This window comes from Gemmatimonadaceae bacterium, assembly GCA_020846935.1.
GTDB lineage: Bacteria > Gemmatimonadota > Gemmatimonadetes > Gemmatimonadales > Gemmatimonadaceae > RBC101.
Genome location: JADLCY010000001.1, coordinates 676,627 through 702,558, shown reverse-complemented (window position 1 = coordinate 702,558; position 25,932 = coordinate 676,627). Strand labels below are relative to the sequence as shown.

Sequence of the window (25,932 nt, the reverse complement as noted above, 5' to 3'; positions counted from 1 at the left end):
GGTCGCCCGAGTCTTGACACCCATCACTAATCGTCCTAGTGTTCTCCCGACTGCTGTGATACAGCCTATCACGATTCGACGTAGCTTGCAAGATTGCGCGCTCTCGATGGCGGTGTGCGGCACGGCGCCATCGATGGCGAAGCAGCGGAGAGCGTACACGCGGCGGACCGAACCTCACGACCCATGCTCAACCCGATCACGTACACCGAGCGCGTAGTCGGCGACTTTCTTCGCTACCAGCTCACCACGTACCCATTTGCCGACGACCGACTGCACGCTCAGCTGCGTCGGCTCCTCAGCCTCGAGGAAACGCGCGCCACTCCGCTGCTCAAGGGGCCCTACGTCAGCCTGAGTCGCTCATTCCGGCGTGGAGCGTCCGTGGCCGACCTGGTGCGCGACGGTGTACTGCACCCGCACCTCGCCAACGTCTCGCCGTACCCGAACGTCTACGGGCACCAGGAGAGCGCGATCCGATCGATCGTGCAGGGGCACGCCACCCTGGTGTCCACCGGTACGGGCTCCGGCAAGACTGAAGCGTTCCTGTACCCCATCATCAGCCGCTGCCTGGCCCTCCGCGACGACGATGCGCCACCGGGCATCGTCGCCGTGCTCGTCTATCCCATGAACGCGCTGGCCGAGGACCAGCTCGACCGCTTGCGGGCGCTGCTCGCGGGAAGTGGCGTCACGTTCGGCATGTACATCGGCAAGACGCCCGATCGCACCGCCGACGTGCCCGGGGAGCGCCTCCGGGAGGGCGCGTCGCAGGCGGACTACCGCCGGGCCGTCGAGCGTGCGCGCTCCGGGCGACATGCCCATGCCGTGCACCCGCCGGAGGAGCGTGTGTCGCGGGAAGAGATGCGCACACCGGGAAAGCAGCCGCGCATCCTGCTCACCAACGTCAAGCAGCTCGAACTGCTCCTCACGCGCCACAAGGACGTTGAGTTGTTCGATCGGGCGCAACTGGAGTTCATCGTATTCGACGAAGCGCACACCTTCGGTGGAGCCGCCGGAGCGGAAACCGCCACGCTCATTCGCCGGCTGCGTGCATACTGCGGCAAGTCGCCTGCGGAAACCGTTTGTGTCGCCACCTCCGCCACCATCGCCGATCCTGTGCGAGGGCCGCACGCCGGGCGCGAGTTTGCCGCCAGGTTCTTCGGCGTGCCCGATGCCTCCGTGACGCTCGTTGGGGAGGAGTATCAGCCTGACATCTGGGCCGCCTCACGAGTCGTTCCACCCGTCCCCGCACGCGCGCCCGGCGAGCAATTGAGCGCCGCGCTTGAAGCCGTCGCGGGCGTGGAGAACGATGGTGCGCCGCCGGAGAACGTCGAGGCGCTCGCCACCCTGGTGGAGTCGATGAGCGGCGCGTCGCTCGATCGCGCGTCCTGGCAATCGAGCCTGTACGACCTGCTCGCGAGCAACGAGATCGCGTACCGGGCGGCCGAGCTGCTCGAGGCGCCCAAGGCTTTGAGTGAGCTGGTCGGCGCCATCACTGAGGCGGTGGGGCGCAGCGTCACCGAAGAGGAGATCCTCTCCTGGCTCGCCCTCGGCGCCGTCTCGCGCAAGAATGGTCGCCCGTTGTTGCGGCCCGTGGTTCATGCCTTCGTTCGTGGCGTCGCTGGCGCCGTGGTGACGTTCCCATCAACTCAGGTCGAACCGCAATTGTGGTTGTCGGCCGAAGACGCGCAGGAGGCAGATCGGGAAGCGCTGCGGCTGCCGGTGCTCAGCTGCACCACGTGCGGGCAGCACTACTTCGTGCATCACGTCGAGGACTTTGACTTCACCGATCGCGTTCCCGGCGGGGGCACGGCCGTGGAGGGCGGCAGAGTCTGGCGTGCCCTCGATGCGGCACAGGGAGGGCGACGACTGCTGCTCGTCGACCGCCGAGTCATCGATGAAGATGAAGATGCTGCTGGGGGCGGCGCGGGCGCCGGGGGAAATCAGCCTGCCTGGGGCGCGGTCCTGTTCCTCTGTCGCACCTGCGGTGCGCTGCATCCAACCGCCAGGGAGCGATGCGACGGTTGTGGTCGGAACAGCGATCTCGTTCCATTGACCGCCGTCAGGCAGAAAGTGGCGAACCCCGGGTACCTGACGTCGTGCGTCGGCTGTGGTGCCATCGGCCGGCAGCGCGTCGGTGTGTACCGCGAACCGGCGCGCCCGGTTCGCGCCGTCACCGTCTCAGACGTGCACGTGCTCGCGCAGAATATGCTCCATCACGCGGAGCGTCGCAGACTTCTCGTGTTTGCCGACAACCGGCAGGAGGCCGCGTTCCAGGCGGGATGGATGCGCGACCACGCCCGGCGGTATCGCTTGCGAGCGCTGATGTTCGAACAGCTGAGCCGCTCGGCGTCGTCCGTCGGCGACCTCACGGCGCACCTCGACGACCTGCTCGAGCGCGATGACGACTTGTCGCGATCGCTTGTGCCCGAGGTGTGGCGGGTGCACCGGAAGGAGGCCGAGGGCAGGCGACATGGCGAGGAGCGCAAGCGATTCCTTCGCATCCAGGTCTTGCGCGAGCTGGTGACAAGTCCGCGGCAGCGCATCGGCCTCGAACCATGGGGCCGCTTGGTGGTCGAATATTCTGGCCTCACGCCCGGGCTGGACTTCATCACGAAGTGGGCCCCCGTGCTCCAGACGTCGTCGACCGAACTTGTTGGTGGCATTGCCACGCTGCTCGACATCGTGCGTCGGCGCGGCGTCCTGCTCGACCGCGATGGCAGGATCTTCTCGAAGTTCTGGAACGACGGCGACCCGGAGATCCAGCGGGGCTACCTGCCCCTCATGCCCGGTGTCCCCAAGGGGCTCAAGGTGCGACGCGACGCCGATGACGACGACGGCCGCGTGGAGCAATGGCTCAGCGACCGAGGGCAGACGCTGGCGATGCAGCTCGTCGCGCGCTTTGGTGTGCCGCAGGGTCGCGCGCAGGAGTTCTTTGACGAGTTGTGGCATCTCCTCGCCGCCGACCTCGCCCTGCTCACGCCGATCACGCTCACGGGCGCGCGTGGCAAGGCGCTTCCGCGATGCGCGGGCGTGCGCCAGGTGGACGCCGACAGGCTCCGGCTGCACGCCAACCGTGGCGCGTATCGCTGCGACACGTGCCGGCGCACGCACAATCGCGCCACACCCCACATGGCGTGTCCGGCCTGGCGCTGCAACGGCACACTGTTTGGCGTCGCCGAAAACGCGGACGACTACGACCTGATGGTGCTGGACCAGAACTTTGCCATGCTGCGTGCACGCGAGCACTCGGCGCAGATTCCCGCCGACGATCGCGAGTTGATCGAGCGCGCGTTCAAGGGCGAGCAGGAGGTCGTGAACACGCTGGTGTGCACGCCGACGCTCGAACTTGGCGTCGACATTGGCGCGCTCGATTCCGTGCTGATGCGCAACGTGCCGCCCCTGCCGGCCAACTATTGGCAGCGGGCCGGGCGAGCGGGCCGGCGTCATCGCATGGCGGTGAACGTCACCTACGCACGCACCGCGAGTCACGATCGCGCTTACTTCAACGAACCCCTCAAGCTCCTCGAAGGCCTGATCACTCCGCCGCGCTTCAACCTGCGCAACGAGCTCATGGTGCAGAAGCACGTGCATGCCGCCGTGCTCACGGTACTGTTCAAGCTGGCGCGTCCGGGCAGCTCCATGGCGAGTGCTGCACGTGCGGACCTGGAGGACGCGCTCGGTACGTGCTTCCCCGTGCAGATCAAGCAGTACCTGTTCGACGACGCGGGCATGGTGCGCTCGACCGCGTTCGATCTCACCCCGCTCGCCACGGCCGTGTCGGTACATCGCGCGGCCATCCTCGCGCACATCGGGGACGTGTTCCAGCAGGGATGGCCCGCGGGCGACATCGACGTGGTGCGCCCCGAACGGCTCGAGGCGACGGTGTCCGGAATGATCGACAACCTCGGGCGCGTCATCGCCCGGCTGTCGCGTCGCCTTCAGTGGGCGCTCGACCAGATGCACCGTCTCGAAGACGCGCGCCGGCAGCGGGGCACCCTCGACGCCGACGAAGACGCGCTGATGGCCCGCTGCGATCGGCTGGTCAAGAAGCTCAAGGGCGTCCAGCGCCGGCAGCGACGCGAGGCCGAGGGTTTCGACGACACCAACACGTACGCCGTGCTCTCTGCCGAAGGCTTTTTGCCCGGCTACGGACTCGACACCGGCGGAGTCGTGGGACTGCACCAGGCCCCGCGCTACGGGAGCGACCTGCGAGACTGGGAAGTGCGGCGCCCGCTCCCGCTCGCGCTGCGGGAGTACGTGCCTGGAAACCTGATCTACGCGAACGGCCATCGGTTCTTCCCGCGGTTCTTTCAGCTCGAAGCCACGGCACCGATCGCCTTTCAGGTCGATATCTCCCGCGAAGCCGTGGTCGAGGCAGGTCCGCAGGGGGGCCAGGGTGGTGGACTCGGGACGTCGCTTCTTGCCGCGCTGCCGATCTGTGACGTGGACCTGCCGCACCAGGCACACATCAGCGACGACGAGGACCATCGCTTTCAGCTCGCCGTGTCGGTGTTCGGCGATGAACAGGCGCGCCACGGCGGAGGTCGCGCCTTTCAGTGGGGCGAGAAGGACCTGTCCCTGCGCGCGTCGGTACATCTCCGTCTGGTCAACGTGGGCGCTGCCCAGCTGGTGAGGACCACAGGCGTCCTTGGCTACCCGCTGTGTACGGTCTGTGGGCAGAGCCGGTCGCCACTCGCTTCATCCGCTGACCTGAACCAGTTCACCATCGACCACCGCGACCGGTGCGGACGCGCCGTGGCGAACGTCGGGTTCTATGCGGACGTGGTTGCCGACGCGCTCACCATCCGTGGGTGCAGCGATCGTGAGGAGGCCTACAGCGTCGCAGAGGCCCTTCGACACGGCGCCACCGAGATCCTCGAGATGGAGATGGAGGACCTCCAGGTTCTGCCAATCGGCCGCGCCGGCTCGGAACAGGTGGACCTGCTGCTCTACGACCCAATGCCCGGAGGTTCAGGGCTCCTGCAGCAGATGGTCGATCGCTGGGGCGAGGTCGTTGGCGCGGCCCTCGCCGTCGTGGACACGTGCCCCTCGGCGTGTGAGCGTTCGTGCGTCGATTGCCTCCAGACGTTCCGGAACGCCTTCTACCACCCGTCGCTCAATCGGCACGTGGCGGCGGACCGGCTTCGCGCCTGGGGCGACAGGCTCGTTGCCACGCACGAAGTGCCGCCCGCACTGCCTGCTGATGGGGGCGGCCCACAGCCGGTGAACAACGCCGAACAAACGCTTCGTGCGCTGCTCCAGCGCGCAGGATTCGCGACACCCGAGGCACAGCGCGCGATTCCCCTCGGGCTGCCGTTGGGTACGACGACGCCCGACTTCTTCTATGAGGATCCGTCCGGGCGCCTCGACGGCATCTGCATCTACCTCGATGGCATGAGTCGCGCCCTGCACGGCGATCCGGCGACTCAGCGCCGGGATCGCGAGATTCGGGAAGAGCTGAGGCACCGCGGCTATGAAGTGATCGAAGTCCCAGTCGGGCAACTGACCGATCGTGAAGCGATGGTCCGACATTTCTACCGCATGGGAAGAATCATGTTGGGTCGGGAGCGTGCGGAGCGCCTGCGCGACGGCTCGGGGTGGTTCCGGGAGGGAGGTGAGCCCCTGTAGCGAGTGGCCTCGGACGCGCGGCTGTCTTCGCCATGTTCTGTCTGGAAGCGCGCCGCGTGCCGATCTGTGGCCGACCTGGCAAGGATGGTGCGTGGCGTCCCTCGTCGTGACAGTGCTCCACGTGCCCGAGCGCATCGCGGGACAAACGACAGCGCCCTCGGCGGATCATGGTCCGCCGAGGGCGCTGTGCTTGAGGGGCTCTATCGTCGCGGAATGATCGGCAGGATCACGTGCGATGGGTACTGCGTCGAGTGATGGATGGTCTGCGTGGCCTTCTCCATGCGCGTGCCGGTGGCCGGATTCTCACCCGTGTTGAGGTTGCGGTCGAACCGCGGAAAGTTGCTGCTCGAGACTTCGACCCGGATGCGATGCCCGGGCAGGAATACGTTGCTCGTCGCCCACATGTCGACCGTGTACTCGACGATCTTGCCCGGCTCGACGAGCTTCGCCGACCTGCCGATGGTGCCGTTGTAACGCGCGCGAATGATGCCGTCCTGGATGTTCTGCGCGTAGCCGTCCGGGTGCACGTCCACGAGCTTCACCGTCCAGTCCGTGTCCTTCGCCGACGTAGCAGCGAACAGTTTGGCCTGCAGCGGTCCGGTCACTTCCACGGCTTCGGTGAGCACGGGCGTGGTGAACACGAGCACGTCCGGGCGCTCCTCGATCTTGCGCTGGTCGAACGGGCCTGACGGGACCGAGCTGCAGCAGGTGTTGCCACCGCCAGTCGGCACGGGATCGGCCGGGTCGTACACATAGGTGTCGGTCGGCGCGCCGGTGGGGAGCGCGGTGCTCAAGGTGCCGTTGCCGCTCGAGGTGTTCGCGCGACCGCCACTCGCCAGGTAGTACTTCGTGTACTGCGTGCGCGCGAGCGGCCACTCCTGCTCGTCGCGCCACTTGTTCTCGCCCATCACGAAGATCGTGACCGGCGGATCCTTGTCGACGCCGTTGTCGATCCCCTTGAGCCAGTGATCCTGCCAGCGCAGATAAATGAGCTGCGGATCGAGCTGCGCGTCCGGGCCGAAGTCGATGCCGCGATCGGTGGTCCGCGGCTGGTTCACATACCGCACACCCGTGCTGTGCGACCAGGGCCCAAGAATGAGGCGCTTGCCTCGGCGCCCGAGTTCGCTCGTACCCTTGGACTTGATGGCGATGTGGTCGCTGATCGCGCCGCGCAGGAACAGATCGTACCAGCCGTCCACGGTGAGGTACGGAATCGCGATCTTGTGGACCTCGTCCTCGAAGCTGATACCCTTCCAGTACGGATCGCTGCGCAGCGGGTGCTTGAGCCAGTCGCGATACGGCTGGTTCACGTGGCTCGCCGCGGAGTCGGACGTGGCGATGGGCAGGTTCCAGTACGCCTTGGGCCAGTCGTCGGGGTTGCTGGTCTGGCCGACGTGCCCGTCCATCGATGCCGAGCCCCACGGGAACGCAAAGCCGTAGAAGAAGGCGCCGTCCACGTAGACCCAGTTGTTGTAGATGTCCGACGTCGTCACCGACGCCGACATGGCGCTCACGTATTTGCTGCCGCGAATGGCCTGCGTGATCTCGGTGTAGCCCAGGTACGAGCCGCCCATCAGCCCGATCTTGCCGTTGCTCCAGGGCTGCCGGCCGATCCATTCGTCGGTGTCGTAGCCGTCGTTGGCTTCGTACTTGTAGGTGTACGGCTCGCCGTCGGAGTCGTACTTGCCGCGCACGTCGGCCTTGACCACCACGTAGCCGCGCGAGGCGTACCACTTGCCCTGCGTTACCTCGCCCGCGGAGTTGTTGCTGTACGGGGTGCGCCAGATGAGGGTGGGGTACTTGCCCGGTGCGTCAGGGTAGTAGATGTCGATCGAGAGCTTCACGCCGTCGCGCATGGGGATGCGGACGTTGTAGTCGGTGCGGACTTTGTACGTGGGCTGCGACAACTTCGACGCGTCCCAGAAGCGCGACGACTGAATCGCGGGCTCCGGCTGCGCGGGCTGCTGCCCCGCGACAAACGCCGGGACTGCCGCCAGGATGCCGGCACACAAACCGAACCGCGGTGCCACTGCTCGCCAGTGCATCTACCCCTCCGGTGATGATCGCTTGGTGACCTGATTGGATTCTGCCGAGCCGCCGGCACGCGGGACCATGCGCGCCAAAGGGCCGAGTGACAAGGCCCGCTGGCCAGCACTCTCTCCCCGGGATTCGTGCTGCGGGTGCCGGGTGCCACGGCTATACTGCCTGTCAGGGGCGAGAGGACACCCCCTCTCCACCACGCAAAACCAGGCTCAAGCCAGGAGCACCGCGCAGGCATTGGCTTCCAACGACCACCCAACGGCCGGCGATCCGGGCCACGAAGCCCGGGATCCGAGATTCTCGACCGGTGAGCATCTCGCCGACTCGGCGCGCGATGCGGGCGCGCTGCCCGTCGCACCGGGCCTGCCGCTCGCCTCTTCGGAGACGGCGGCGGTGCGGGCACCGCGAGAATACGAGCCCATCGACCGGCGTGTGGTGCTGCTCGCCGTCCTCTGCGTGGTGCTGGCCGTCGGCGCCACGCTGGCCGCCCAACTTCTCACGCGGCTCATCGGGTTCGTGACGAACCTGGTCTTCTATGGCCGAGTGAGCACAGAGCTGGTAGCGCCGGGTGGTGGACACGCGAACACTGCGGTGCTGCTGCTGGTCCCGATCGTCGGTGCACTCATCGTGGGCGTGATGGCCCGGTACGGCTCGGCGGCTATCCGCGGTCACGGGATTCCGGAGGTGATGGAGAAGGTGCTGGTTGGGGAGAGCCGCATCCCCGCCAGGGTGCTGTTTCTCAAGCCGCTCTCGGCGGCCGTGGCCATCGGGACGGGCGGGCCCTTTGGCGCCGAGGGACCGATCATCGCCACGGGTGGCGCGTTGGGATCGCTCATCGGGCAGTTCCTGCGCGTCACCGCCGACGAGCGAAAGATCCTTCTCGCCGCAGGCGCAGCCGCGGGCATGACCGCCACGTTCGGGACGCCGGTGAGCGCGGTGCTCCTTGCCGTCGAGCTGCTGTTGTTCGAATACCGACCGCGGTCACTCATCCCCGTTACGCTGGCCGCGGTGGTGGCAGCCGGTGTACGGGCCTTGTTCGAGGGCACCGGCCCCATTTTCCGCGTGACGCAGTTCGGTCAGCCACACGGCTCTGCGCTGGTGATGTATGCCCTGCTCGGGATGCTCATCGGAGCCCTGGCGGCGAGCATCACGCGGGTGACCTACGGTATCGAAGATGGGTTCGAGCGCGCGGGCCATCGCCTGGGCATTCACTGGATGTGGTGGCCGGCGTTCGGCGCGGTGGTCGTGGGCATTGCCGGTGTCATCGAGCCGCGCACGCTGGGCGTAGGCTACGACAACATCACCGGCGCGCTGAGCGGCACCATCACGGGTCAGCTGCTGCTGTCGCTCGTGGTCTTCAAGTTCATCTCCTGGGCGGTGTACCTCGGCAGTGGCACCTCGGGCGGTACCCTGGCGCCGCTCTTCACTATCGGCGGCGGCATTGGCGCGTGGCTGGGTGCGGTGGTGGCCGCCACCTGGCCCACGTTAGGCGTGGAAGCCGGTGTGGCCGGGCTGGTCGGCATGGCGGCGATGTTCGCCGGTGCCTCGCACGCGCTGCTCGCATCGGTGGTGTTTGCCTTCGAGACGACGCGTCAGCCAGTTGGACTCCTGCCCCTGCTCGCCGGGTGCACGGCGGCGTATCTCATCTCGCTGCTCATCAACCGCCACTCGATCATGACCGAGAAGCTGGCCAGGCGCGGCATGAGCATTCGCCCCGAATACGCAGCCGACCACCTCTCGCTGGTGCAGGTCAAGGACGTGGCCACGCGCGACGTGGTGACGCTCAACGCCGAGGACCGCATTGCCGACGTCCGGGCATGGCTGGCGTCGGGCGCCGGCGGGGCGACGCACCAGGGATTCCCCGTGCTTGACTCGGCCGGTCACCTCGTGGGCGTGGTCACGCGCCGCGACCTCGAGCGCGCCCCTGCCGATGCCGCGCTCCTCGTGCGCGAGGTTATCACTCGGCGCCCTGTGGTCGTGTTCGAAGACAGCACGCTCCGCGACGCGGCCGATCAGATGGTGCTGGCGCATGTGGGTCGACTGCCGGTCGTGAAGCGGGACGCGACGCAGCAGCTCGAGGGGATCATTTCCCGGAGTGACCTGTTGGCGGCGCACCAGCCGCGGCTCGATGCTGCGCATCGGGCGCGTCGGGTGCGGCGGTTTCCGGATCCCTTCAACCGGACCTGAGGGAGCCAACGACTCAACTGCGCCCGATCGCGAACCGCGCTACAGCGCCGTTGGGTTGCATTCAGATCCCTTCTACCGACCTGGAGAGGAGCGGGCACTCATCGCGAGACACCGCGCAACCCTGGCACCGCCTGGATGTCGTATGCGGAAAGACGGCCGAGCCCGGTAGTGCGGCCCGCGCCATGAAGCGAACTCCTGCCGCGACTGGTGGGCGTGAGAAATATCACGGGACGGGCTCAGTGCGTCGCGCGGGCAGACGCAGTTGGTAGTTAGGGGCCACAACAAGCTCAGCAGTGATGCCGTAGCCGGCGTGCCAGCCACACGACTATCATCCTCGCCGGCGACGCTACCCGGAGCCTTGGTGCCCACGCCACGGCGGGTGCGTCGCCTCACTCTCAAGAACGGAGACGTATGAGATCATCGTTCGGAAAGTCCTGCCCTGGGCGGCTGGTGAACCTGGTGGCGTCTCTCTCTCTCTCTCTCTCTCTCTGCGTGCGCGATTGACGCTCCGACTGCGCTGGCGGTTGATGCTTACCCATCGCTCATGTCAGAGGGCAAGTCGTCGACGCAGGCGCGACAGGGCGAACTGGCCCGCAGAGTCGCACTGGCTCTGCAGGACGATGCGATTCGGCAGCTGGTAAAGACAAGCATGCGGGACGCGCCGCAACGGGAATACAAGCTCGAGCTCAATGTCTTCCTCAGGGGCGTTGGCGCTCCGTTGCGTTCAGCGGCGGCCCTGCGAGCCGGTGTGACAGATGCAGCGATGCTGGCGGAGCTCAATGCACTGCCCAGGCTGGAGTTCTACATGCCGGTGTCCGCTCACCGGAAGTCATGGGACGGTGACAAGGACGTCATCGTCGCGACGCAACTTGAGGACACGGACGCGCCCATCGCATGGGATGTGAACGGGCGACGTGTATCCCTTGACCTGTCGACACCCCCACAGACTCCCGTGATCGTCATTGTCCCAGTGGAAACAGACTTCACGCGCGCTCTCCCGCCTTCGATCCTTGCGGCGCGCGGCGACGCACAGCGACAGACCATTGAGGATCCAGCGATGCCTCCCGGGTTTTCTTCCTATGCACTGGAATGCGACACCCCTGAGTGCGGTGGTGGCGGTGGTGGGAGCGGCTCGTTCCCTGCGGGCCTCTATATCACGTTTCAAAGGCTGGTTGACCAAGGTGAGCCGTGGACTCTTGGAGCGCCGGAGATCGAAGTCCACATCCATGGGCCGCAATCGAGCAGCGCGCTGCAGTACGGAGCTGACCTGGCATGTTCAGGAGATCGCGTCGGGTTCCCACGTGGGTTCAACCAGGACGCTGCATTCTGGAGCGGCGAGTCCCTTCTGTTCGATCAGTCACAGATCAACGCATACAATGCCATTCAGGCAAACGGGTTCAACGTGTCGGTCTGGGAGGACGACAACACCGTCTGTCAGATCAAGAAGGAAGACTTCAACCTTGCCGCGCGCTTCGCGGCGGTAGCGTCGGCAGCCGGTGGCTATGCGGCGGTGAGTGCCGCGACAGGCGTTGGGCCGACGCTTCTTGCAGCCGCGACGTTCCTGGGGACAGCCTACTCAAGCCTGACGTTCCTGTGGTCCAACGATGACTTCCTCGGAACCTACGTAAACGCGTCCGCGGTTGGCGTGTCGTACTCGGACGCCAATCACGTTCTCTACATCAACGGAGGGCAGGTCAATGGCCGCGCAATGCTCGTCACGCAGGCCGCCCACTAGTGGCCTGCAACTGAGGTGGGTATCCCTGAGGTTCACATGCTTCACATCCGTGTTCCTGGCGGCGTTGCTCCTACCCAGCCATGCGATTCTCGCGCAGCAGGATTCGTTGCGCGCCCGGCGCGCCGGCATAGCGACTGGGCCCAGCTTCTTCTACGGTGCCGAAGGGAACACGATCGGGGTGCACCTCGAGGGCAGCCTGGCACTGCGCATCAATGGCTCCAGGACGTGGCTTCGCACGGACGTGTCGTCGCACGTGTTTGGCGCACAGCGGTTATATCCGTGCCTGCTCGTGGTTCAGGGCTCCTGCTACTCGACATCGCGTCGGGCGGTCTTCGGCACGAGCGTGGGGATCGAGCACGGATTCGGCGGTGGAAAGGCGAATGCCACCCACGGATACTACGGCACGCTTGGCCTCACGGCACTCGTATCGGCTCGCACCGCGGAGCGGTACGCCGAATGCAACCCGGGGAGCGTCTGCCCCGATGAACCAATGACGCATGAGATCAACAACGTGGATCTGGGCGCAGTCGTGGGCCTCGGGCAGTCCTGGGCAGCGGGTTCCAGAGTGTTCTTCATCGAGTCGAGGCTGTATCAGCCGTTTGCGCAGAGGGACGACGCGGACCCCTACACGCGATTTCGCGTGCTGCCACTGACATTCGGGATTCGCTTCTGACGTGATCCGTCCACATAGGTGTGCGGGCGACACAGCCGCGTCCGCGCACCTCTCTCGCTACCTTCGGGGCACACCTCAATGCGAGTCGCCTGCGACCGGAGCCGAACGCCTCAGTGCTTCCGCAGGAACGCGATCACCGTGCTGTTGAACAGCTCCGGCCGCTCCCAATACGTCGAATGCCCGACCTCCGGCACGATCAGCGACTCCGCGCCCCGAATCCGCTGCATGAACAGCCGTAGCAGCGCCGGCGGCGTGTAGAGGTCCGCGTCGCCCGTGATCAGCAACGTCGGCGGTACGAGCGACTCGAGCGCGGCGAAGGTCACGCGCGTCCTCGCCGGCTGGGCCGGTGGCCGCCTGCCGGGTGCACGACTGAAGTGCTCGAGGTCGAGCCAGCGTCTGGTGCCCTCCGCGTTGGCGGCCCGATAGGACGGCCCCAGCTCGCGAAGGTCGGGCGGCAGCGCGCTGAACGACGACGGCAGCATACGGTCGAGCGTTGCCCGATACGATGAATCGCTGACGTTGCCGACGCTGTTCGCCACCGTGAGGCTGCGAAGTCGATGCGGAAACGACAATGCATAGTCGAACGACACGCCACCGCCGGCCGCGGTGCCCACGAGGTGAAAGCGATCGATGCCCAGGTGCAGGATGAGCGCTTCGAGGTCGCCGGCCGCGGTGCCCACGGGCCCGCCGCTGTCCACCGCCGTCCGGCCGTATCCACGCCGATCGTACGCGATGAAACGAAAGCCGGCTGCCGCGAACGCCGCGACCTGGTGCTCCCACACGCGCACGCTCCCGGTGCCGGCGTGCATGAACACCACTGGAACTCCACTCCCGCCTCCATCGAGATAAAACAGCCGCGCCCCTGGCACATCCGCATACCGCTCGACGACGCCGGGCAGTGGCGGCGGCGTGGGAATCTCGCGCTGCGCCGGCGTCGTGGCCGACTGTCCCTCGATCGCGCGCGACGTCAAGACACAAACGGCGGCAAGCAACCCGCGCGCGAGCATGCACCGGCGGCGATGTCGCGAGAGTGTCAGGCTCATTGGGAGGCGGAGTGGAGTGGCCGAAGTCGAGGGCGCCAACGTTAACGTTCCGCCGAGGGCCCGTCGATGGCCGGCTCCGCGGGAGGGCGGCTCGCGCCCGGCGCCGGCCCGATCGCGCGATACTCACCGGTCATGGCCTCCACCAGCACCGTGCTCCCCTCCTTCCGTCGCTCGACCAGCACATAGAGCAGGGGCAACACGAGGAGCGTGAGGACGGTCGACGTCATGAGCCCGCCGATCACCACCGTGGCCAGCGGCCGCTGCACCTCGGCGCCCGCGCCGCGGGCCAGCGCCATGGGCACAAAGCCCAGGCTCGCCACAAGGGCGGTCATGAGCACAGGTCGCAGCCGCGTCAGGCCGCCCTCCCGCACCGCGCCGATCAGGCTCGCGCCTCGTCGCCGCAGTTCATTGATGTAGCTCACCATCACCACACCGTTCAGGACGGCTACACCGAACAGTGCAATGAACCCGACGCCGGCCGAGATGCTGAACGGCATGCCGCGCACGAGGAGCGCAACCACGCCGCCCACCGCGGCCAGTGGGATGCCGGTGAAGACGAGTGCCGCCTGCCGCACGGAGTTGAACGCGGCAAAGAGGAGCAGGAAGATCAGCAGCAGCGAAAGCGGTACCACGATCGCCAGCCGACGTGTCGCGCGCTCGAGGTTCTCGAACTGCCCGCCGAACTCCGCCCGATAGGCCGTCGGCAGGGTGATCACCCTGTCATCGAACAACTGGCGCGCCTCTCGCACAAAGGAGCCGATGTCCCGCCCACGCACATTCCCCTCGACGATGATCAGGCGTGATCCGTTCTCGTGGCTGATCTCGGCGGTTCCGGTCACCTCCTCCACGCGGGCAAGCGTGCCGAGCGGGACGCGCTCGCCGGTGGGTGCCGTGATCAGCAGCGACGCGATCGCTTCAGGGGTGCGACGCGCCGCGTCAGGCAGGCGCACGGTGAGCGCAAAGCGCCGCTGACCCTCGAGCACCCGCGAGACCTCGATCCCTCCCAGCGACGCGACCGCGGTCATCACGTCTCGCGCATTGATGCCGTATCGGGCGAGCTGCGCCGGGATCACCGCGATCTGGAGCTGCGGCAACCCCTCCAGTTGCTGCGCCTTGAAGCCGGTGGCGCCCTCGACGCGCGAGACCGCGGCCACCACCTGGTTCGCGGATCGCGTGAGTTGCTCCAGGTCATCGCCGTAGATCCGGATGGCAAGGTCGCTCCGCACGCCGGCGATGAGCTCGTTGACCCGCAGCTCGATGGGCTGGCTGAAGCTCACGACAACACCGGGAATGCGCGAGAGCGCGCGAGTCATCGCCTGTTCGAGCTCCGCCTTGGTGCGCGCCACCTTCCAGCGATCGGGAGGAGTGAGCATGACGAGGACGTCGCTCACGTTCACTCCCATGGGATCGGTCGCGATCTCGGGGCGGCCGGTCTTGGAGACGACGTGCGTCACCTCGTCGGGAAAGCTGGTGCGGAGCACCTGCTCGATGCGCGTGGTCTGCCGCACGGACTCCTCGAGTGAGACTGATGGCAGTCGCATGACCTGCAGGGCGAACGAGCCTTCATCGAGCCGCGGAATGAACTCCGATCCGAGCAGGGGGACGAGGGCGCCACCGGCAACCACGGCCGCCCCGGCGGCGAACAGTACGCGTCGACCGTTCCGCAGCGTCCAGCGCAGCGCGGGTTCATATGCGCGTCGGGCCACGCGCATGAACCAGACGTCTCTCTCCTCGACGTGCGCGCGCAAGCCGAGGGAGACGAGCACCGGCGTGAGCAGAAAGGTGAGGAGCAGGGACCCGATCAGCGCGTACACGACGGTGAGCGCCATGGGCCGGAACATCTTGCCCTCGACACCCTGCAGCGTGAGGATGGGCAGGTAGACGACGATGATGATGCCAACGCCAAAGAGGATGGGCCGTGCCACCTCGGCACATGCATCGCGCACGGTGGCGAGAAAGGACTCGTCCTTGCGGCGATGCCCGAGCCGGCGCAGCGAGTTCTCGACCATCACCACGGAACCGTCGACCACGAGCCCGAAGTCGATGGCGCCGAGGCTCATGAGACTCCCGGCGATGCCCGCCTTCACCATCATCGAAACAGCAAAGAGCATCGACAGCGGGATCGCCAGCGCCACGATGAGCGCACCGCGCAGGTTGCCCAACAGCAGGAACAGCACCGCGATCACGAGCACCGCTCCCTCGACGAGGTTCCGCTGCACGGTGGCAATGGTGCGGTCGACGAGGTCGGTGCGATCGTAGAAGGCCCGCAGCCTGACGCCGGCAGGCAGCGTGCGTTGCGCCTGCTCGAAGCGGGCACGCGTGGCCGCGACGACCGTACGCGCGTTCGTGCCCATGCGCATCATCACGATGCCGGTGACGACTTCGCCGCGGCCGTCCATCGTCACCGCGCCCTGGCGGATGGTGGAGCCGATCGCCACGTCGGAGATATCGCCCACGAGCACCGGGGTGCCGCCGCGACTCGTAACGACGATGCTCCGGATCTGCGCGAGGTCCTGCACCTGACCCACGCCGCGGATCACCATCTGCTCCGCCCCCCGGGTCACGTAGCCGCCGCCGACATTCTCGTTGTTGGCGGCGATCGCGTCGAGCACGTCCCGCAGCGTGAGTCCGAACTGCACCAGGGCCTCGGGTCGCACCAGCACCTGGTACTGCTTCTCGAACCCACCGAATGCGTTGACCTCGGCGACGCCGCGCACGGCGCGCAGTTGAGGTGCCACGACCCAGTCCTGCAGGGTCCGGAGCGCGGTCGGGTCATCGCCCGGCGTGTCGCGCTCGATGGCGTACTGAAAGACTTCGCCCAGCCCGGTCGAGATCGGCCCCATCTCCGGCGTACCGATGCCATCGGGGATCTGGTCGCGCGCCTGCTGCAGGCGCTCCTGCACCTGCTGCCGCGCAAAGTAGATGTCGGTACCTTCGTCGAACACGATGGTGACCTGCGACAGCCCGAACTTGGAGATCGACCGAACCTCCTCGAGGTTCGGGAGTCCGAACATCGCCAGCTCCACCGGGAGCGTGACCTGGCGCTCAACCTCCACCGCCGACAGCGCGCCGGCGTTGGTATTCACCTGCACCTGAACGTTGGTCACGTCGGGCACCGCATCGATCGGCAGCCGCACGGCCGACCACGTGCCGACGGCGATCAGAAGGCCGGTCAATCCGAGGATCAGAAGCCGCTGCTGCAGCACGAACTGAATGAGGCGCTGCATTCCTAGTGCTCCCCGGACTGAAGCTCTGCCCGGGCCAGCTCGGACCGGAGGACGAATGCGCCGCGCACCACGACGCGCGCGCCGGCGACGAGACCCGACCTCACCACGATCCGTCGATCCACCAGCCGGTCGCCGACTTCCACGGGGACGACGCGAAACTCGCCCGGCGTGTCGCCAGGAACGAACACCGAAGGCTGGCCCTCCACGTCCTGCACGGCGTCGTCAGGCACGACCACCACGGCATTCGCGCCGGCCGGCACGGCGATGGTCGCCGTTGCGAACATCCCCGGCTTGAGCGCACCGTCGCCGTTCGGTATCTCCACACGTGCGCGCGCGGTACGCTTGGCAGGGTCCAGGACGTCCGCCACATAGACGATGCGCCCGGGAAAGCGACGGTCGACATATGCGGCCGTCGTGACCGCCACCGCCTGGCCGGGCCGCACCCGCGCAAAGTCGCGTTCGAAAATGTCCAGCTCGATCCAGACACGCGATAGATCCGCGATCGTGACGAGCGTGTCGGTGGGACTGGCCATCTGACCCAGACTCATGTTGCGAGTCACGACGACGCCGTCGAAAGGCGCGAACAGGTCGAAGTGCCCGCCGTCCCCGTGCCCGGCCCCAAGCACTCGCAGCCGGTCGGTGGCGCTGCGCAAGGCAGCCTCCGCGCGCCGAAGGTCCGCCTCGGCCTCCAGCAACTCCTTGCGGCTCGTGATGCCCTGCTGCTCGAGCCGGCGCTCGCGCTCGAAGTTCTCCCGCGCGATGCGCACCAGCGCTTCGGCCTGCTGCTCATCGGCGCGGATCTGGCCGACCTCGGGGCTCTCGAGCTCCACCAGAACCTGGCCCCGCCTGACGCGCGAGCCAAGGTCCACGCCAAGCTCTACCACGCGCCCGTCGGTACGCGAGCCCACGTGGCTCACTCGGTTGGCGTCGTACGTGATGGCCCCCGTGACCGACAGTGCCAGAGTGGACGTCGTATCGGCCACGCCGACTTCGATGCCGCCGAGCCTGACCGCGGCCGTGTCGAGCACCACGACGTCGCGTGCTGTCGGCGTGCTGCCTTCGGTGTCACGGGTCGACGCGGACGGTCCGCAGCCGAGGAGCATGAAACTGGCGACCAACACCGGGCGCTTCATCGGTCCGTCTCCTGCTGGCCGCGGGCGAGCGGTGCAAGGTCGTCGGCGCCGGGCGTCAGCGCGCCCGTCGCGAGGTCGAGCCTTACCCCGGCCTCCTGTTCGGCCAGCCATGTATCCCAGTAGCCCAGCTCCGCCCCCAGCAACTGGTTGCGGAGCAGGAGCAGGGTGGGAAGGGTGATCTTCCCGGCGCGATGGGCGGTGTCCAGCAGCGCGCTGTTTGTGCGCGCCGGCGCGAGCGCGGCGCGCGCATACACACGCCGAGCCTCGCGCGCAAGCGTGAGCGCTCGCACGGCTTCGGTCACCTCGGCGCGCACGGCGACCTCCGTGGCCGCGCGACCGCGGCGCGCGCGCTCAGCATCTGCGTCAGACCGAGCGCGGTTGCCCTGCTGCCGATTGAACACCGGAAGGCCGATCCCGACGCTGAGCCCGACTCGCGGATCGCCGGTGCCACGGTTGCGCTCTGCCACGGCGCCCAGGCGCAGGTTCGGGAGCGCGTCGCGCGCGGCCAGCCGCGCCTGCGAGCCGGCCTGCGCGATCTCCTCGCGTGCCGCGCTCAGGTCCGGGCGATCCCTCAGTGCTGCCTCGATCAACCCGCGCTCATCGAGTGCATTCGACTCGCCAGGCAGGGAGTCGATCACCACTGCGAACGGCCGCGCTGGCGCTTCGCCGAGCGCGCGTGCGAGCGACGCGGCATGTGTGGTCACCTCGCGACGCGCCGAGAGCACCTGCGCATGTGATCGTCCGGCCTCTACGGTCGCGAGCGTGGCCTCGAGTGCGCTGATCTCGCCTTCTTCGAGCTGGGTACGAACCGCGGCCGCCAGTGCGTCGTTGAGCCGCAGCATGCGCTCGGCGACGTCGAGGCGGGCCTCGGCAGCCGCGAGGCGGAAGAAGGCCAGCAGCGCCTCACCGATCACGAGGCGCGCGCGATCCCGGACCTCGAACGAGGTACGTGCGAGCCCGCGCTGCGCGGCTTCGACGCGCAGGCCTCGCTGACCTCCGATTTCCAGCTCCTGAATGAGCGACAGCTCAATGGGGCTCCCCTGGCCGGCCGGAGCCGTGCCCGGTGAAACCATCTGGAGTTCGGGATTGAAGGACAGGAGATGCGCCTGTCGGAGATCGCCGCGGGCGGCAGCAATCGCCAGGACGGCAGCGCGGAGATCAGGCGATCGGCTCGCGGCCCGCTGACGGACGTCGCGCGCCGAGAGAACGAGTGTGTCGCTGTCGGACGCACCCTGCGCGGGTGCGCGCAGGGGCGCTGCGACGCAGCAGAGCAGCAACAAACGGAGGCCAACATGTGGCCGAGGGCAGACAGAGACTGGCACAACCGACTCCCATGGATCGGTGGCCGAGCGGGCAGCGCACGCTGCGGGCCGGCCGGAGCGGCGGCCGATGTGCCGCGCGCTCCCGGACCGGGGCTCGACTCGTGATGTTGTCTGGGGGTCGCCACGTTCGTGGCGACAACGCGGGGCCACCCGAAATCGGGCAGCGCTCCGCGGTCGGCTCAGGCGATCGGCGGGCGCAACGCCGGCTCGCCAATTCGGCTCGGTGGCCGATGCGCGACGTGGATGGCGGGCGCCACGTTCGGCAGGCGTGGGGCGGCCTCAGAGGACGCGTCGGGTAGTGTCACGCCGTGACCGTGTCCATCGTGACAGACGTGACGCGTGTGCCCGGTCGACGCCGGGAGACCATGCTCGGCGGCCTCGTGTGCAAGCGCGGTCTCGCGGTCCGAGACGTGTGGGAGGCGGTCGTCAGCGCAGCCGTGTGAACCGCTGACCGGCGCCACGGTGGCTGGCGTCGCCGAGCGACCCATGTCTCCATCGTGCACGTCAGCGATCGCGTGCTCGGGCACACCGAGCACGAGAGACGACAGGAGCGCCAGGCCCCACCACCGTCGCTGCGACCTGCACGAGCGGATCATGTCTGCACGATATGCGTGTCGACGTCGACGTGCCACTGGGAGGACCGGCCCTTTCGACCGGATGCCCCCTCTTGGTGCCGCCGTCGATTCGCAGTGCGGCGCGGTTCCAGCCGTGCGGCGCGAACCGTACGTTGCAGCGTCTGACTTCGGGAGCGGCTTCGTGATGCAGTGCGCGCGCATTCTGCTGGTGACGGCCGCGCCGGGCGTCGATGCGGCGACACTGCTGCGGACGGTCGAGGAGCGCGGCGTGCCCGGCGCATCGTTTCACGCATGCGAGGCCACCGGTGTCTCGTCGTCGCACCTCATGGCACGGGACTACGAGAGCGCAGCGGCGGGAATGGCGACGACGATCGACCGATGGGTCGCATGCCTCGCTCGGCGCGAAGGACTCTGTGTGCTCGAAGGTCACGTGCTGCCCTCGACCGCCCGGGACGCATTCGCGCGCCATCACGTGGATGGTCACATCCTCGTGGTCGACGGCGCGCACGCCGATAGCGACGCGCCACTGGCAATGGGCGAACTGCTGAGCCTGCCCTCGGCAGACCGGGCGCGCTGGGCAACGGACCTGCGGACGGAGGCGCGCGCGCTCGAGCTTCCCGTGCTGGACCTGTCGCCGCGCGACATCGGGGCTGCGGTGGACGCCCTTCATGCACACATTGCGACGCTGGCCGCGGTGTAACGGGACGGCGCGGGCGCGCGCCATGGAGGAGGGACGATGAGCGAATACCAGAAGAACGCGCGCAACGCGAAGGCGCTGTTCACCCTTCGGGTCCACCGCGGCGACGGGATGTGCCTGCTGGCCATGAATTGGAAGCGCACCAGGCCGCCGACCGATTTCGTGGGCTTTGCCATCGAATACAAGGAGCCCGATGGCGATCGGTTCTACGCCCTCAAGAACCGCATCGCGTTTCCCACGGCCGCGGGCGACACGAATCCCAACCGGCTGTCCACGCGCCTCTCGCCGATCCAGAAGTTCCGGTGGGTCCACTTTCCGCGGAACGCGGAGCTGCCCGGCGAGTTCACCTATCGCGTGACGCCGGTGTTCATGAACGACCTCGATGAGCTGAGCTACGGCGAGCCACAGGTCGTGGAGATCGCGCTGCGGCGTGAGACGTATCCAAACAAGCTCAACGTTACCTTCACGCGCGGGTTTGTCTCGTCGCAGGCCTTCGTCGACAAGTACGTACTCGAGGGGCAGACGCCGACCGAGGCGGTGCGCATGCTGCTCCCGGCAAAGGCCGACGCCGGTCTGGAGTTCGTCCCCACGCACCCCAGGGCCAGTGCAGCGCTCGAGTGGATGGGCTTCGAGGCGCGGAGCGCGATCCTCGAGGTGCTCGACGAGGCCATCGCCGACCCCACCGCACAGGTGCGCGCGGTGCTCTACGACCTCAACGAGCCAGACGTACTCTCGCGTCTGGAGCGGCTCGGCCAGCGCCTGCGCATCATCATCGACGACGACGGGGCGCATGGAGAGGAGACCTCGGCGGAATCACGGGCCGCGGCGCGACTCGCCGGTACGGCAGCCTTCGTCAAGCGACAGCACCTGGGCAAGCTTCAGCACAACAAGACGATCGTGGTCGACGGCAAGCGCGTGCAGCGCTGCGTCTGTGGTTCGACGAATCTCTCGTGGCGCGGATTCTTCGTGCAGAACAACAATGCGATCGTGCTGCGGGGCGCCAGAGCGGTGCAGCTCTTTCGTGCGGCGTACGATCACTACGAAGCCAATGACACGGCAAAGGCGTTTGGCGGAACGAGCTCGGCTATGTGGAGCGACCTGCAACTCCCGGGCATCGACGCGCAGGTGAGCTTCTCGCCGAAGGTCAGGGAGCATTCGGCACTCGAGGCCATCGGCAAGGACATCGCCGATCAGACCACTTCGAGCCTCTTCTTCTCGCTGGCCTTTCTGTACCAGACGCCGGGCGCCATCCAGGAGGCAATCGCCAAACTGCAGGCGGACGATCGCGTCTTCTGTTACGGCATCTCAGACCACGCCGTGAAGGGCCTCACGAAGGACGGCGACCCCAAGGGAGACGCACTCGGCGTCAAGCTGCAAAAACCCAGTGGCCGCGTGACGCTCATCCATCCCGAGGCGCTGTCGAAGCACCTCCCGCAGCCGTTCAAGGCGGAGCCGACCGGCGGGGGCGGCACGCGCCTGCACCACAAGTTCATCGTGATCGACTTCGACAAACCCACGGCGCGTGTGTACACCGGGTCGTACAACTTCTCGAAGGCCGCGGATGCGTCAAACGGGGAGAACCTGCTCCTGATCCGCGACCGTCGCGTCGCCGTGAGCTACGTGGTCGAGGCGCTCCGCATTTTCGATCACTATCACTTCCGGGTGGCGCAGGCGGACGCGAGCAAGGCGCGCACGCGCCTGCACCTGAAGAGGCCGCCGCGAAAGCCCGGGGAGCATCCATGGTGGAGCGCAGACTACTCCGACCCCCGAAAGGTGCTCGACCGCGAGCTGTTCGCCTGAGCCCGGCGCGAGCGGGCTCGGCGGCACCGGTTGGGCTGTGGTAGGGCGCGCGCTGACGCGGCGTACTCCCTCGCCCGACTGACACATTCGTGTCCCCGGGGCCACCTTGTGAATACGCGAGACTGATCGAGCGATGAAGAGGAGGGCAGATCATGAAACGCGTCGACATTGCCATCGAGCAGGTCATCTTCGAGCACTCGCCCATCGGATTGCGCCCGCAACTGAGCCGGGTGCGTGGCGTCTCGAAGGTCGAGGTGGATCCCGGTGCCTACGTCGCGCACATCACCTACGACGACGCACAGCTCACCGTCGATGACGTGCGCTCGCTGGTGGACGGCTGTGGCTACGGCTACGGCGCCTGCACGGACCCGGTCGACCTCGAACACGTCTGACGAGCGGTTCACGTGCGCGACGTCAAACGGGCGTCGCGCACGTGAACAGGCCGGTGACGGCTAGGGCACGTCCGGCTCCACGCGCACGTGGCCCCACATGAGCCGCCACGCGATGACCAGGCACGCGACGGCGCCGAGGGCCAGCAGCGACTTGCCAAGAAGCTGTTGGTCGCCGAGGAGGTAGTTGCTGCACAGACGCTCGGGGGCGATCAGGTAGAGCCAGCCGAGTCGGAACGCGCTGGCCACGGCTTCGAGCAGGACCACCCCGCGCACGACGAAACCGGCCCGTGGCCAGCTCAACGCGATCGGCACGCCGACCAGGAGCGGCACGCTCATGAACTTGAGCGCGGCCGTCGCTGGGTCATCCACGGCGGCGTCCAGCATCCGTGGCAGCATCCATACGGCGCTGGCCAGTGAGGCAAGCAGCAGCCCGGGGACACCGCCTCCGTCCCATTGTGCCAGCGCTCGCTCCACGGGGGCCGGCACGGCGCGCGCCACCATCCAGCCCGCGGCGCCAAGCAGCGGAAGTTGCACGAGCATCTGCGCGGTCATCGTCGCCTCCAGCGCCGCGCGGAGCGGCGGCGCGAGGAGCGAGAGCCAGAGCACGCCGCCCACCAGCGCGAGCGGTGGCCGATGCGTCATGATCCGAGACGATCGGTCACGTATCGCGCCGCAGCCGGCGCGTCGTTCCAGTCCACGATGGTCACCAGTCGCCCGGCAGGATCGACGACAGCGATCGCCGAGTTGTGGACGAACCCTCCAAGCCCATCAGGCACGGCGGTGACGCCGAAGGTGCGCATGAGCGCCTCGAGACCCGTCGCCTCCGTGGGCCGCGCGGCAATCCACCCGGCGCCGCGATCGCCGGAGTGGTGCAGGTAGTCGGCGAGCCGCGCGGGATCGTCGTGCGCCGGGTCGAAGCTGACGCTCACGAGCATCACCTGTCCGCGGTTGATCGGTGCGGCCAGGCTGTCCTGGAGCCTGGCGAATGCGCCACCCTGGGCCACGCACCACGTGGTGCAGCGCGTGTAGATGAAGTCCACCAGCAGCCAACGCCCGCGCAGAGCGGTGAAGGGCATGCGGCTGCCGTCGGCCGATTCCAGCGCCACAGCGGGAACGGGGCGCGGGCGCGCACGCACGTCGAGGCGGCGCGCGGTCTCCGTCGTGAACGCGCGGAACCCGTCGGTGGCGAACGCCAGGACCGCGACGCCGGCCGCCAGGATCAGCAGGCTAGCCGGAACCGCCCGCCGTGCCGACAACTTGTCCATCCCGCGTCGGCAACCGTCCGAGGAGTCCGGCCGTGATGCGCGCGGCAAAGAACACCATGCCGAGCACCACGAGGATCGCCCCGACGGATCCGAGCTTGTCCGTGCCTGTCCACGCGGGCAGGTGCGTCGCCATGCGGCGCGCGACGCTCTGGTGGCCCGCCTGGAGGAACGCGAACACAAAGATCAGTGCACCGCCAAGGTAGACCAGCAGGCCCGCCCGGTCGGAGGCCGCGTCTGGTGCGGCGCCCACTCGGCTCCCGATGACGTGGAACATGAGCGCGAGCGTCATCGAGAGCACGCCGAGGAGCAGGTAGAAGTGAAAGTGCCCTGGCACCCATTGCGTGTTGTGCATCACGAGGTTGTTGCGCACGGTTCCGTCGAGGATGGCCGGAATGATGCCGGCCGCCCACCCAAAGAGCGAAAGCACGAGCAGGCGCGACGGCATCATCCAGCGCATGCCGGAGCGGTACACGTTGGTGAGCGCGCCGTACGTGGTCACGAGGAAGACGGGAAAACCGGCCATCCACGAGATCACCTGGCCCATGATGGTGAGCCAGCGCGGCTGGGCGAAGTCCATCATGAGGTGGTGCGGATACACGATGATCACGAACAGTGTGCTCGCGGCCCAGGACCACAGGAACGGCCGCGAGATGGGGTACGGCTTGCCGGTGTAGCGCGGCAGCAGCTCGTACACTGCGATCACGCCCATGTAGATCGTCGCGTTGATGTACATGTGCCCGAACCAGTAGGTCAGGTTCTTGGCGAGCAACGCGTCCAGCGTGACGCTCGGGACGAAGACGTTGATGAGGCTCATCACGAGCACCACGGCGCCGGCGAGAATGCCGAGCGAGTTGGCGATGATGACCATCGTGCTGGCGACGACCGTTTTGGGGTGGTCTGGGTCGATCGTGCCACTAAACAGCCACTGCAGGCCGAGCGCGCGTGCAAGGTTGCCGTGGACCCTGATGATCGCCGCGGCGGCGTCGAGGTAGAACAGGAGGCTCCCGACGCCGATCAGCAGGTACCCGAGGAAGAACAGGGCGGCGGTCTGCGTGCTCCAGAGGCCCATGCCGCGCACCGGCAGCGGATACAGGAAGGTCCACAGGCCGCCGTAGCCGCCGATGAAGATCGCGGCGATGATGCACAGCGCCCCGAGCATGAAGAGCACGTAGTTGGCGACGAACGCCCATCGGTGCAGCGGCACGTACTTGCGCAGGAAGAACCACATCACCGCGGTCGTGATCAGCGAGGCTGTGCCGACCATGCCCGCCCCGTGCATCGACAGGAGCTTGTAGAAGAGATCCGGCGGCACCGTGAGCCAGGTGGCCTGCGACATGCGCATGGTGAGGCCGATGAGCATCATCACCACGAACAGGGCCAGTGCGGTGACGACGTAGAGGTTGAACGCCACGCGGTTCGCGCCGTCGAGCCGTTCGTCCTCGGGGTAGAGCGTGAGTGCGGCCATGATCAATTGCCTCGTCGGGTCCGACGTCGATGGATCAGCGGTGGCGCGCCAGTCATTGCAGCATGGGCGCCGCCACCTGGAGGGTGACCAGCATCGGCGCGTGTCCCAGACCGCAGAACTCCAGGCACTGCACCGTGTAGGTGCCGGGTTCCTCGAAGCGGTAGCGCAGGACGTTGGTGTACCCCGGCATGGCCTGCGTCTGCGTCGCGATGTGTCCGTCCGGTGCGTAGATCGCGAATCCGTGGTTCACGTCAGCGCTCGTCACCCGAAACTCCACCGGGCGCCCCACTTCCACCGTATCCGGGTCGATCTTCCAGTACCACTGCCCGGCCGTCACGTCCACCACCTGCTGCGCGTCGCTTGTCGACCGCTGAGACGCGATGGGGAACGGACGGAGCGTGGCCCAACTGCCGACAGCAAAGACGGTCAGGAGGGCCACGAAGAGCAGTGTGCGCAGGCGATGTGCCGTGTGCGCGGATCGCGAGGCGGCGTTGGCGTCTGCCGGCTTGCTCGCCTGGCTGATCACGTACAGGAAGGCCAGTGCGACCAGGCCGATTCCCACGAGGGCAACCGCCCAGATCCTGTCCTGGATGGTCATGTCGATCTCCACGCTCCGGTGTGAACTTCGACTACATACGACGGGGGCCAGGTCGCGTCAATGCTCGAACTCGCTCCCTCCCGTGGCGACGCACTGGCACGCACGTCCTGCTGCGAACCCCAAGGAGTCTCGCGGGTGAGCCCCGACCGGCAGGC

The 25,932-nt window shown here is 67.4% G+C and carries 17 protein-coding genes; 7 read left to right on the top strand and 10 right to left on the bottom strand.

What is annotated here, in order from left to right:
• Positions 1-183: 183 nt before the first annotated feature.
• Entirely contained in the window at positions 184-5,625 is a 5,442-nt protein-coding gene (locus tag IT361_02900; GenBank protein ID MCC6316615.1) for a DEAD/DEAH box helicase, read from the top strand.
• A 200-nt stretch (positions 5,626-5,825) separates the two neighbouring features.
• Here IT361_02900 and IT361_02895 read toward each other — a convergent pair whose 3' ends face one another.
• The gene (locus tag IT361_02895; protein ID MCC6316614.1) at positions 5,826-7,670 is read right to left on the bottom strand and encodes a CocE/NonD family hydrolase; all 1,845 of its coding nucleotides are present in this window, start codon (positions 7,668-7,670) and stop codon (positions 5,826-5,828) included.
• A gap of 67 nt (positions 7,671-7,737) precedes the next feature.
• Here IT361_02895 and IT361_02890 point away from each other — a divergent pair, with 67 nt between their 5' ends.
• From IT361_02890 to IT361_02880, 3 genes are all read left to right on the top strand, one after another.
• Positions 7,738-9,852, top strand: a complete 2,115-nt coding sequence (locus IT361_02890; protein MCC6316613.1) for a chloride channel protein — start codon at positions 7,738-7,740, stop codon at positions 9,850-9,852.
• Positions 9,853-10,501: 649 nt separating this feature from the next.
• Positions 10,502-11,587: a hypothetical protein gene (locus IT361_02885; GenBank protein ID MCC6316612.1), complete on the top strand. Its 1,086-nt coding sequence runs from the start codon at positions 10,502-10,504 to the stop codon at positions 11,585-11,587.
• A 64-nt stretch (positions 11,588-11,651) separates the two neighbouring features.
• On the top strand, positions 11,652-12,260 hold the full coding sequence (locus IT361_02880) for a hypothetical protein (protein MCC6316611.1): 609 nt from the start codon (positions 11,652-11,654) through the stop codon (positions 12,258-12,260).
• Positions 12,261-12,370: 110 nt separating this feature from the next.
• On the opposite strand, the gene IT361_02875 is transcribed toward IT361_02880, so the two are convergent.
• From IT361_02875 to IT361_02855, 5 genes are all read right to left on the bottom strand, one after another.
• Complete coding sequence (locus tag IT361_02875; protein MCC6316610.1) at positions 12,371-13,303, bottom strand: alpha/beta hydrolase; 933 nt, start codon at positions 13,301-13,303, stop codon at positions 12,371-12,373.
• Positions 13,304-13,344: 41 nt separating this feature from the next.
• Positions 13,345-16,530, bottom strand: a complete 3,186-nt coding sequence (locus IT361_02870) for an efflux RND transporter permease subunit (protein ID MCC6316609.1) — start codon at positions 16,528-16,530, stop codon at positions 13,345-13,347.
• A 2-nt stretch (positions 16,531-16,532) separates the two neighbouring features.
• Complete coding sequence (locus tag IT361_02865; GenBank protein MCC6316608.1) at positions 16,533-17,663, bottom strand: efflux RND transporter periplasmic adaptor subunit; 1,131 nt, start codon at positions 17,661-17,663, stop codon at positions 16,533-16,535.
• On the bottom strand, positions 17,660-18,943 hold the full coding sequence (locus IT361_02860; GenBank protein MCC6316607.1) for a TolC family protein: 1,284 nt from the start codon (positions 18,941-18,943) through the stop codon (positions 17,660-17,662). Before IT361_02860 ends, IT361_02865 begins: the two co-directional genes overlap by 4 nt.
• Positions 18,944-19,164: 221 nt before the next feature.
• Complete coding sequence (locus tag IT361_02855) at positions 19,165-19,581, bottom strand: hypothetical protein (GenBank protein ID MCC6316606.1); 417 nt, start codon at positions 19,579-19,581, stop codon at positions 19,165-19,167.
• Positions 19,582-19,642: 61 nt separating this feature from the next.
• Here IT361_02855 and IT361_02850 point away from each other — a divergent pair, with 61 nt between their 5' ends.
• The 3 genes from IT361_02850 (at position 19,643) to IT361_02840 (ending at position 22,449) form a co-directional block, all read left to right on the top strand.
• Positions 19,643-20,260, top strand: coding sequence for a hypothetical protein (locus IT361_02850; protein ID MCC6316605.1), 618 nt, complete (start codon positions 19,643-19,645; stop codon positions 20,258-20,260).
• A gap of 36 nt (positions 20,261-20,296) precedes the next feature.
• Complete coding sequence (locus IT361_02845) at positions 20,297-22,057, top strand: phospholipase (protein ID MCC6316604.1); 1,761 nt, start codon at positions 20,297-20,299, stop codon at positions 22,055-22,057.
• 152 nt (positions 22,058-22,209) lie between these two features.
• Positions 22,210-22,449: a hypothetical protein gene (locus IT361_02840; protein ID MCC6316603.1), complete on the top strand. Its 240-nt coding sequence runs from the start codon at positions 22,210-22,212 to the stop codon at positions 22,447-22,449.
• A 60-nt stretch (positions 22,450-22,509) separates the two neighbouring features.
• On the opposite strand, the gene IT361_02835 is transcribed toward IT361_02840, so the two are convergent.
• Genes IT361_02835 through IT361_02820 form a run of 4 tightly spaced genes read right to left on the bottom strand, consistent with a single transcriptional unit; the run spans position 22,510 to position 25,777 of the window.
• The gene (locus IT361_02835; GenBank protein ID MCC6316602.1) at positions 22,510-23,091 is read right to left on the bottom strand and encodes a hypothetical protein; all 582 of its coding nucleotides are present in this window, start codon (positions 23,089-23,091) and stop codon (positions 22,510-22,512) included.
• Complete coding sequence (locus IT361_02830) at positions 23,088-23,705, bottom strand: SCO family protein (protein ID MCC6316601.1); 618 nt, start codon at positions 23,703-23,705, stop codon at positions 23,088-23,090. The genes IT361_02835 and IT361_02830 overlap by 4 nt, the downstream gene beginning before the upstream one ends.
• Positions 23,677-25,179: a cbb3-type cytochrome c oxidase subunit I gene (locus IT361_02825; protein MCC6316600.1), complete on the bottom strand. Its 1,503-nt coding sequence runs from the start codon at positions 25,177-25,179 to the stop codon at positions 23,677-23,679. Before IT361_02825 ends, IT361_02830 begins: the two co-directional genes overlap by 29 nt.
• A 52-nt stretch (positions 25,180-25,231) precedes the next feature.
• On the bottom strand, positions 25,232-25,777 hold the full coding sequence (locus tag IT361_02820) for a cytochrome oxidase (GenBank protein ID MCC6316599.1): 546 nt from the start codon (positions 25,775-25,777) through the stop codon (positions 25,232-25,234).
• Positions 25,778-25,932 lie beyond the last annotated feature (155 nt).

What these genes read in the sequence shown, in the direction of transcription:
- IT361_02900 (MCC6316615.1), top strand. Translation starts at nt 184, where the DNA reads ATGCTCAACCCGATCACGTACACCGAGCGCGTAGTCGGCGACTTTCTT.
- IT361_02895 (MCC6316614.1), bottom strand. Translation starts at nt 7,670, where the DNA reads ATGCACTGGCGAGCAGTGGCACCGCGGTTCGGTTTGTGTGCCGGCATC.
- IT361_02890 (MCC6316613.1), top strand. Translation starts at nt 7,738, where the DNA reads ATGCGCGCCAAAGGGCCGAGTGACAAGGCCCGCTGGCCAGCACTCTCT.
- IT361_02885 (MCC6316612.1), top strand. Translation starts at nt 10,502, where the DNA reads ATGCGGGACGCGCCGCAACGGGAATACAAGCTCGAGCTCAATGTCTTC.
- IT361_02875 (MCC6316610.1), bottom strand. Translation starts at nt 13,303, where the DNA reads ATGAGCCTGACACTCTCGCGACATCGCCGCCGGTGCATGCTCGCGCGC.
- IT361_02870 (MCC6316609.1), bottom strand. Translation starts at nt 16,530, where the DNA reads ATGCAGCGCCTCATTCAGTTCGTGCTGCAGCAGCGGCTTCTGATCCTC.
- IT361_02865 (MCC6316608.1), bottom strand. Translation starts at nt 17,663, where the DNA reads ATGAAGCGCCCGGTGTTGGTCGCCAGTTTCATGCTCCTCGGCTGCGGA.
- IT361_02855 (MCC6316606.1), bottom strand. Translation starts at nt 19,581, where the DNA reads ATGATCCGCTCGTGCAGGTCGCAGCGACGGTGGTGGGGCCTGGCGCTC.
- IT361_02850 (MCC6316605.1), top strand. Translation starts at nt 19,643, where the DNA reads ATGCCCCCTCTTGGTGCCGCCGTCGATTCGCAGTGCGGCGCGGTTCCA.
- IT361_02845 (MCC6316604.1), top strand. Translation starts at nt 20,297, where the DNA reads ATGAGCGAATACCAGAAGAACGCGCGCAACGCGAAGGCGCTGTTCACC.
- IT361_02840 (MCC6316603.1), top strand. Translation starts at nt 22,210, where the DNA reads ATGAAACGCGTCGACATTGCCATCGAGCAGGTCATCTTCGAGCACTCG.
- IT361_02835 (MCC6316602.1), bottom strand. Translation starts at nt 23,091, where the DNA reads ATGACGCATCGGCCACCGCTCGCGCTGGTGGGCGGCGTGCTCTGGCTC.
- IT361_02825 (MCC6316600.1), bottom strand. Translation starts at nt 25,179, where the DNA reads ATGGCCGCACTCACGCTCTACCCCGAGGACGAACGGCTCGACGGCGCG.
- IT361_02820 (MCC6316599.1), bottom strand. Translation starts at nt 25,777, where the DNA reads ATGACCATCCAGGACAGGATCTGGGCGGTTGCCCTCGTGGGAATCGGC.